6 protein-coding genes and 1 pseudogene are annotated in these 7381 nt (G+C 69.1%); all 7 read left to right on the top strand.

What is annotated here, in order from left to right; genetic code table 11:
- Positions 1-1210: hypothetical protein (locus VD972_RS12110; protein ID WP_324985611.1), on the top strand; the 1210-nt coding region annotated here is incomplete at its 5' end.
- A 78-nt stretch (positions 1211-1288) separates the two neighbouring features.
- Entirely contained in the window at positions 1289-2494 is a 1206-nt protein-coding gene (locus VD972_RS12105; RefSeq protein ID WP_324985608.1) for a hypothetical protein, read from the top strand.
- A gap of 39 nt (positions 2495-2533) precedes the next feature.
- A complete protein-coding gene (locus tag VD972_RS12100; RefSeq protein WP_324985605.1) occupies positions 2534-2950 on the top strand; it encodes a GFA family protein in 417 nt (138 codons plus the stop codon).
- A 71-nt stretch (positions 2951-3021) separates the two neighbouring features.
- Entirely contained in the window at positions 3022-4278 is a 1257-nt protein-coding gene (locus tag VD972_RS12095; RefSeq protein WP_324985603.1) for a tetratricopeptide repeat protein, read from the top strand.
- Positions 4275-5423, top strand: coding sequence for a HupE/UreJ family protein (locus tag VD972_RS12090; RefSeq protein WP_324985600.1), 1149 nt, complete (start codon positions 4275-4277; stop codon positions 5421-5423). Before VD972_RS12095 ends, VD972_RS12090 begins: the two co-directional genes overlap by 4 nt.
- 146 nt (positions 5424-5569) lie before the next feature.
- On the top strand, positions 5570-7084 hold the full coding sequence (locus tag VD972_RS12085; protein ID WP_324985597.1) for a DUF4331 domain-containing protein: 1515 nt from the start codon (positions 5570-5572) through the stop codon (positions 7082-7084).
- 7 nt (positions 7085-7091) lie between these two features.
- A pseudogene (locus VD972_RS12080) lies at positions 7092-7381 on the top strand (hypothetical protein); the annotation flags it as partial.

Raw genomic sequence — 7381 nt, 5'->3', positions numbered from 1 at the left:
TGGGGAGCGGTTGGGCGCGCGCCTGCCGTCCATGCCCGCGGACCTGGAGCTGAGGATCGATGGGGGGCCGCCCGTCTGGACTGCACCCGGCCCGGTACAGGAGCGGCCCAACGAGTGGACGCCCGGAGCTACCGGGATGCTCAAGCGCACGGTCGATCTCTCCTCCGCGTTCGAGGTGCTCACTGGCGACCCGGATCACCCCCAGGTCAGGACGTTTCAGCTGGAGCTGACCGCGCGCCAGCCAGGGAAGCTCCAGCTGACCGTGCAGGCTCCCCAGCTGGATTACCTGGCCCGCACCGAGCTCGGCGCTGATGGCAAGGAGCTGACCTTCGAGGCCGAAGGGTACCAGGACGTGCCGCTGACCCTTCCCGCCGACGCGCGCATCGTGAAGGAGGTACGGGTGAACGTCTCGGGAGCGCTGCCGCCCGAGCGCGCATTGCCGCCCTATGGGCCAGACCTCGCGACTCAGGCCGAGCTGGAGCTGGACGCGCAGCGGTCCGCCTGCGTTCGGCTCCCCACGCATGTCGAGGACACGGAGGCCCTGGAGGAGGTGACGCTGGCAGAGGTGACAGGCGTGCGCCTGCCGCTGCGAGCGATGGAGGGCGGCGCGGAGGTGCGGGTGGCGCTGCTGTCCCACCTGGGCGAAGGCCTCGGAGCCACCGGTGGTGAGCCTGGTCCTCCGCTGGAGGGCGCGTCCGCCAGCAACCCGGTGGTGCTGGAGGCGCCGGCCTCCGGGGATACCAGCCAGGGGTGGACGCTCTTCGAGTTCCCACGGCCGGTGCCGATCCGCGGGGCGATGCCCTGGGCAGTGGTGTTGGTGGGGCGCGGCACGGTGCGCTGGACGCTGGGGCGATACACCTCCTCCACGGCGCTCCGGGCGGTGAGGCGCGGCCCGCCTGCTGGGCCGTGGGTGTCCTTGCCCTCCGCGCTGGGGACGACGGTGGGCGGACGCATCCACGTGATCGGGCATACCCAGCGGGATGACCCGATGGCGCCGGTGCGGCTGCAGCCGTGCCGTCAGGGAGCGTCCATGCCCCTGGCGGTGCCGCCGAAGAAGGTGATGACCACCGCCCGTGAGGCGCTGGCGGTATGGCCGGAGACGGCGGGCCCCACCCTGGACATCGCCGGGACGGCCGCCAGTCTGCGGGTGACCAGCCTGACCGCCGGCACCCTCATCCTGCGGAACTTGATGGTGGTGTTCTCGAAGTAGGTGCTGCTGAGCGGGGGCTCTTCGAACGAGCCTGCGGTGCCAGCGTGTCTGGCCCGCGAATGAGTCAGGAGCGAGGTCATGGCCGACGATGCACGCAGTCACTTCGTGGAGGGCTTGCGGGTTACCCCCGAGCACCTCCTGCACCTGCAGGATCGCCTGCGCGAGAGCGTTCTGGACCTGCGCCGCACGGTAGGGCTGGGCCGGGTAGGGTGGGGGTTCAAGGTCGACGCTGGTACCGAGATCACGGTCAGTCCCGGCGTGGCCTTCTCCCCGGACGGCGTCCGGCTGTCGCTGGAGCAGCCGGAGTCCTTCGAGCTGCCTGAGGGCGATGGCCCCTGGCGGGTGGTGCTGCGCGCACAGAACAGTGATCGCGCCCATCTTCGCTTCGGCAACACGCCGACGGTGATCCTGTTGAGCTCCACCGTGATTCTCGAGCCTGTCAGCGAGGAGGAGCCGGTGGGGGACTCGCTGACCATCGCGTTGATCGAGTCGAACGACGGGACCCTCACTGTCTCGCAGGACCCGTCGCTGTTCATCGCCGTGGGGAATCACAGCCACAGCGGCACTCACGTGCAGGACGCCGAAGGCCGCTGGCACTACGACGGCGCGGCGCTGGCGGGGCCGCCAGGTCCCGAGGGGCTGGCGGGGCCAGCAGGCCCAGAGGGTCCGATGGGACCAGCGGGCGAGCCGGGGCCGATAGGTCCAGTGGGCCCACAAGGACTGATAGGGCCAGCGGGCCCACAAGGGCCACAGGGCACGGCGGGTCTAGCAGGGCCACAAGGCGCGACCGGTCCAGCGGGGCCACAGGGTGCGACCGGTCCGGCAGGGCCGCAGGGAGCACCGGGGGTGGTGGCCGAGCATCCTCGGGTGATCGACGTGAACTGGCCGCATGGAGGGAATGCGCCCGCTACGCAGCTCAACGAGCTGCGCATCTCACTCGAGACCGAGCTCCACAGGCGCTTCGACGACGCGATGCCGGCCCTCTTCCAGGTGTGGTTGGAGCAGGCGCCATCGCCGGATGCGCCGAACTCGCCGTCTGCAATCCTGGTGATGCACGGTCAGGCCTCCCTGGCCTCGTCCAACGAGATCGTCTGGCAATGTGAGAACGACCTCGACAAGCTGAGCGTGCCGGGGGGCACGCGCGTGCACATCCGCGTGCACGTCGCTCACATCTGGGACAAAGACGGGAACGTCTACTCGGCGGCGCCCGACGTGCTCACCGGCAACGGAATGCCGCATCTGCCTGGTGGCACCTTCGAGAGCTGGTTCTTCCTGGATCGCTGAGCGCCGGCCGCTCATGATGGATCAAGCACAGGAGGAGCCATGACGACGACGACCATCCAGTGCAACTGCGGTGCTGTCAGGATGGAGCTCACTGGCGAGCCACTGGTGCAGCTGTACTGTCACTGCGACGACTGCCAGGCAGTGCACTGCGCCGCTTACATCCCCGCAGTGATGTATCGGATCTCCGAGACTCGGATCGTCTCAGGCGATCCCCGCATGTGGAAGCTGAAGACGACGCTGCGCGCCACCTGTCGGGAGTGCGGCACCCCCATCTATTCGGAGCCACCAGGCCTGGGGATTCGTGCCATCAGGGCACACCTGCTGCCCAAGGGCATGTTCAAGCCCACGTTCCACATGAACTGCCAGTACGCGATGCTGCCCGTCAAGGACGACCTCCCCCACTACAAGGGCTTCCCGGCCATGTTCGGCGGCTCCGACGAGCAGGTGCCCTGGTAGCGGCCCTGGCGCTCAGGGGGCCTCCTTGGGTTCGGCGCCTCCGAGGGAGTCTGGGCAAAGAGCGCCGGAGTGTGGCACAAACTCCGCCGCCGCCCATGACGCCCGCTCTCTCCTTGCACTTCCCGCTGGCCCGTCAGGTACTGCTGACGACGTTGCTCCTCACGAGCGTCCTCGCGGGGTGCTCGCGCGCGCCCCGTGGAGAGGAGGCCCCCTTCGTCCCGGCCACGGACCAGGAAGTGCTAGAGCGCGTGCCTGCTCGGGCCGCGGACCCGGGAGCGCGTGAGCGTGAGGCGCTTCGCCAACGCCTCGACACCGCGCCTCAGGACCTGGAGCTCGCCCTGAAGCTGGCACAGGCCCACATCCAAGAGGGCCGTGCCAAAGGGGATCCGCGCTACCTCGGGCGGGCCCAGGCCGCACTGAGCACCTGGTGGGAGCAGGAGTCACCGCCGCTGGAGGTCCGGGTGCTGCGAGCCACCATCCTGCAGAGTCGGCACGAGTTTCAGGCGGCGCTCACGGACCTGGATGCCGTGGTGCGCGAGGCCCCAGGGCATTCACAGGCGTGGCTGACCCGGGCCGTGGTGCTGTCGGTGCGGGGCGAGCATGCCGAGGCCGCGCGCAGCTGCGCCCCGTTGGGCGGCCTGGCAGGTGAGCTGACCCGCGCCGTGTGCCTCGCACAGGTGCAGAGCACGGCGGGACAATCGAAGCAGGCCTTCGCCGAGCTCTCGAAGGCGCTCGTCGCAGCGCAGGGGGGGATTGCGCCCACTGAACAGGCGTGGGCGCTGTCCGTGCTGGGGGAGGCGGCGGCGCGCGCGGGCGATGTCCCCGAGGGTGAGCGGCTCCTCAAACAGGCCCTGGCCCTCGATCCACAAGATGCCTACACCCGCGGGGCGCTCGCGGATCTGCTGATCGACGCAGGCCGGGCCAGTGAGGCCGTGGAGCTCGTGCGCTCCTACCCCGAGGATGATGCCCTGCTGCTCCGGCGGGTGCTCGCCGAGAAGGCACTGGGGACGGCCGAGGCCCGCGCGCAGGCCGACACGCTGCGCACACGCTATGCGGCCAGCCACCTGCGCGGGGACAGTCTCCACGCGCGCGAGGAGGCGCGGTTCGCGCTCGGCGTGGATCAGGACGCCGCACGGGCGCTCTCTCTGGCGGAGGCCAACTGGCAGGTCCAGCACGAGCCCTGGGACGCGCGGGTGCTCATGGAGGCAGCGCTCGCCGCAGGTCGTCCGCAGGCCGCGCTTCCCGTCGTCGACTTCCTTCAAGCGAACGGGGCCGAAGACCCGGGCCTGATGGCGCTCGCGCAGCGGGTGAGGAGCGCTTTGCCATGAGACCCACGCCCCACCTGATGGTGTTCGCGCTCCTGGCGATGCTCGTCGCGCCGGTAGCGCTCGCCCACAAGCCCTCTGACAGCTATCTGTTCCTCGAGCGGGGTGGGGGAGGCGTCCAGGGGCGCTGGGACATCGCGCTCAAGGATCTGGATGAGGTGCTCGTCCTCGACGCGCAGGGCGATGGCGCCATCACCTGGGGTGAGCTTCGCGCTCGCGGCGATGAGGTGACGCGCTACGCGCTGGAACGCCTGGAGGTGGCGAGCGAGGGGAAGCCTTGCACCGTGACACCGGCGGGGGACTCTCCCGTGCGCGTGGTGCGCCACTCGGATGGTGCGTATGCCGCGCTCTTCCTCGCCATCGCCTGCCCCGGCACCCCTCAGGAGCTGGACATCCGCTATGCGCTCTTGTTCGACCGGGACTCCCAGCACCGGGGCGTGCTGCGCGTCACGGGGGCCCGCGCGTCCGAGACGCTCCTCTTCACGGCCTCGCGCCCGCAGCTGCGGACCTCCATCGATGCGCCGAGCGCCTGGGGTGGGCTGGGCACAGCCGTCCTCTCGGGCGTCGAGCACATCTGGAAGGGCTTCGACCACCTCCTCTTCCTGCTCGCGCTGCTGCTCCCCGCTGTTCTCCGTCGGAGCGAGCCCTCGGGGTGGGAGCCGGTTCCTGCCTTCGCTCCGGCGCTGAGTGACGTGGTGAAGGTGGTCTCCGCCTTCACGGTGGCGCACTCGTTGACGCTGAGCGCCGCGTCCCTGGGGTGGGTGTTCCTGCCCTCGCGCCTCGTGGAGTCGGCCATTGCGGCGAGCGTCGTCATCGCCGCGCTCAACAACCTGTTTCCCCTGGTGCGAGGCACGCGCTGGGCGGCCGCATTCGCCTTGGGCCTCTTGCACGGCTTCGGCTTCGCGTCGGTGCTGGCCGAGGCGGGCCTGTCCTCCGGCAGCCTCGCCGTCACCCTGCTGGGCTTCAATCTCGGGGTGGAACTAGGACAGCTCGCGTGCGTGGCAGTGTTCCTGCCGTTTGCCTACAGCCTGCGCGCCTCCTTCCTCTACCGCCGCGTGCTCTTCGTCGGCGGCTCCGTGGTGGTAGCGCTGCTCGGCTGCACCTGGCTCGCCGAGCGCGCCTTGGATCTCCAGCTCTGGCCGGTCTGATCTTCCATAAATCCATTTTGTCGGGGCTGCCGTAGGTGCCGCAGCGCCGGATCTGTTCCGCGCAGAAGCTGACACGGTGCGTCAGGGTCTTCATGACTGGCGCAGTGCGTCACACCACCCGCCGCACACGAAATGAGGAGCAGCGCATGCGTAGACCCAAGCTGGTCGGCGCGCTTTGTCTGGGGGTCGCCATGCTGGGGGCACCCCTCGCCGAGGCGTCGAGCCACCGCGAAGCCCCCTTCATCACCCGGATGCCCAAGGTAGACAGCACGGACTTCTACATGTTCCGGAGCTACGAGACGGGACGTGACACTCACGTCACGCTCATCGCCAACTACCTGCCCCTGCAGCTGCCGTATGGCGGTCCCAACTTCTTCATGATGGATCCCGACGCGCTGTACGAGATCCACATCGACAACGATGGGAACGCCGTCGAGGACATCACCTTCCAGTTCCGCTTCAGCAACACCCTGGCCACCCAGAACGGGGTGACGCTGGACATCGGCCCGGCGGGCTCGAAGAAGACGGTGGCCGTGCCCCTGCTCAACGTGGGAGCCATCACCGCGAACGATCTCAGCAAGGTCAGCGTCCTCGAGACGTACTCGGTGAAGGTGGTGCGCGGCAACCGCCGCACGGGCACCGCGCAGGACATCACCAACGCCACGGGCGGCGCGGCGACGTTCAACAAGCCGGTGGACAACATCGGTACGAAGACGTTCCCGGACTATGCCGCCTATGCCAACGCCCACATCTACACCGTCAACATCCCGGGCTGCACGGGCACGAGCAAGATGTTCGTCGGTCAGCGCGCGGAGCCGTTCGCGGTGAACCTGGGGCCGGTGTTCGACCTCGTGAACGCGCCGGCTGGCGTCATCACCGACGACGCCAACCGCGGCGCGGTGCCCAACCCGCTGCGGAACGCCAACATCACCACGATCGCCCTGGAGGTGCCCATCGCGTGCTTGAAGCAGGGGACCCAGGACATCGTCGGCGGCTGGACGAGCGCCAGCATCCGTCAGGCGCGTGCCATCAACCCGCAGGCCACCTTCGCGCGGCCGTCGCGTGAGGGCGGCGCGTGGACGCAGGTGAGCCGGCTGGGCATGCCGCTGGTGAACGAGGTGGTCATCGGCATCAAGGACAAGGACCGCTTCAACTCGAGCGAGCCCAAGGACGACGGGCAGTTCGCGGACTACGTCACCCACCCCACTCTCCCGGCGCTCATCGAGGTGCTCTTCCCCACCGTGGTGGCCCCCTCCGTGTTCCCACGCACGGACCTGGTGGCGGTCTTCCTCACCGGTGTGGACAGCGTGAACAAGAACGGCTCCACCGCCGAGATGCAGCGGCTCAACACGGCCATTGCGCCCAAGCCCAAGGGAGCGCAGAACAACCTCGGGGCCGCCGGCTGCTTCGTGGATGGCGTGCTCACGCTGGCCGACCCGGACTGCGATCCGGCCGGCTTCCCCAACGGCCGCCGCCCTGGCGATGACGTGGTGGACATCGCACTCCGGGTGACCATCGGCTACCTGTTCGCCAACGACACCCAGGCGCCCTCGCGCAACATCCCACTGCACGACGCGGTGCTCCAGGATGATGACCAGTTCGGCGACGCGTTCCCGTACCTGAACGTGCCGAACCGGGGCGCGAACGGCGACGGGACCTGAGGCCGCCATGAAAGAGTTGCGACTCTTGATAGGCGGATTGGCGGCGATCATCGCCGTGTCCTTCGCGGCCTGCAGCGGCGACGAGTGCGTCGACCGCTTTGACTGCCAGGCGAAGAACGGCTCGCCGGGTGCTGGCAAGAGGTGGGAGTGCGAGGCCAAGAAGTGCGTGAACGTCACCGTCACGCCACCGGAGACGGATGGCGGCACGGACGGTGGCACCGACGGTGGCACCGACGGCGGAGTGGATGCAGGCACGGAGTTCACCGTCTTCGTGCGTGATCTCATCCTCAACGAGAC

This window comes from Hyalangium sp., assembly GCF_035629615.1.
In the GTDB taxonomy this organism is placed as follows: Bacteria; Myxococcota; Myxococcia; order Myxococcales; family Myxococcaceae; genus Hyalangium.
The sequence above is the reverse complement of the archived record's forward strand: the minus strand, read 5'-3'. Positions and strand labels throughout refer to the sequence as shown.

Bases quoted from the DNA above. Each gene is read 5' to 3' on its own strand.
- VD972_RS12105 (WP_324985608.1), top strand. From the start codon at position 1,289: ATGGCCGACGATGCACGCAGTCACTTCGTGGAGGGCTTGCGGGTTACC.
- VD972_RS12100 (WP_324985605.1), top strand. From the start codon at position 2,534: ATGACGACGACGACCATCCAGTGCAACTGCGGTGCTGTCAGGATGGAG.
- VD972_RS12090 (WP_324985600.1), top strand. From the start codon at position 4,275: ATGAGACCCACGCCCCACCTGATGGTGTTCGCGCTCCTGGCGATGCTC.
- VD972_RS12085 (WP_324985597.1), top strand. From the start codon at position 5,570: ATGCGTAGACCCAAGCTGGTCGGCGCGCTTTGTCTGGGGGTCGCCATG.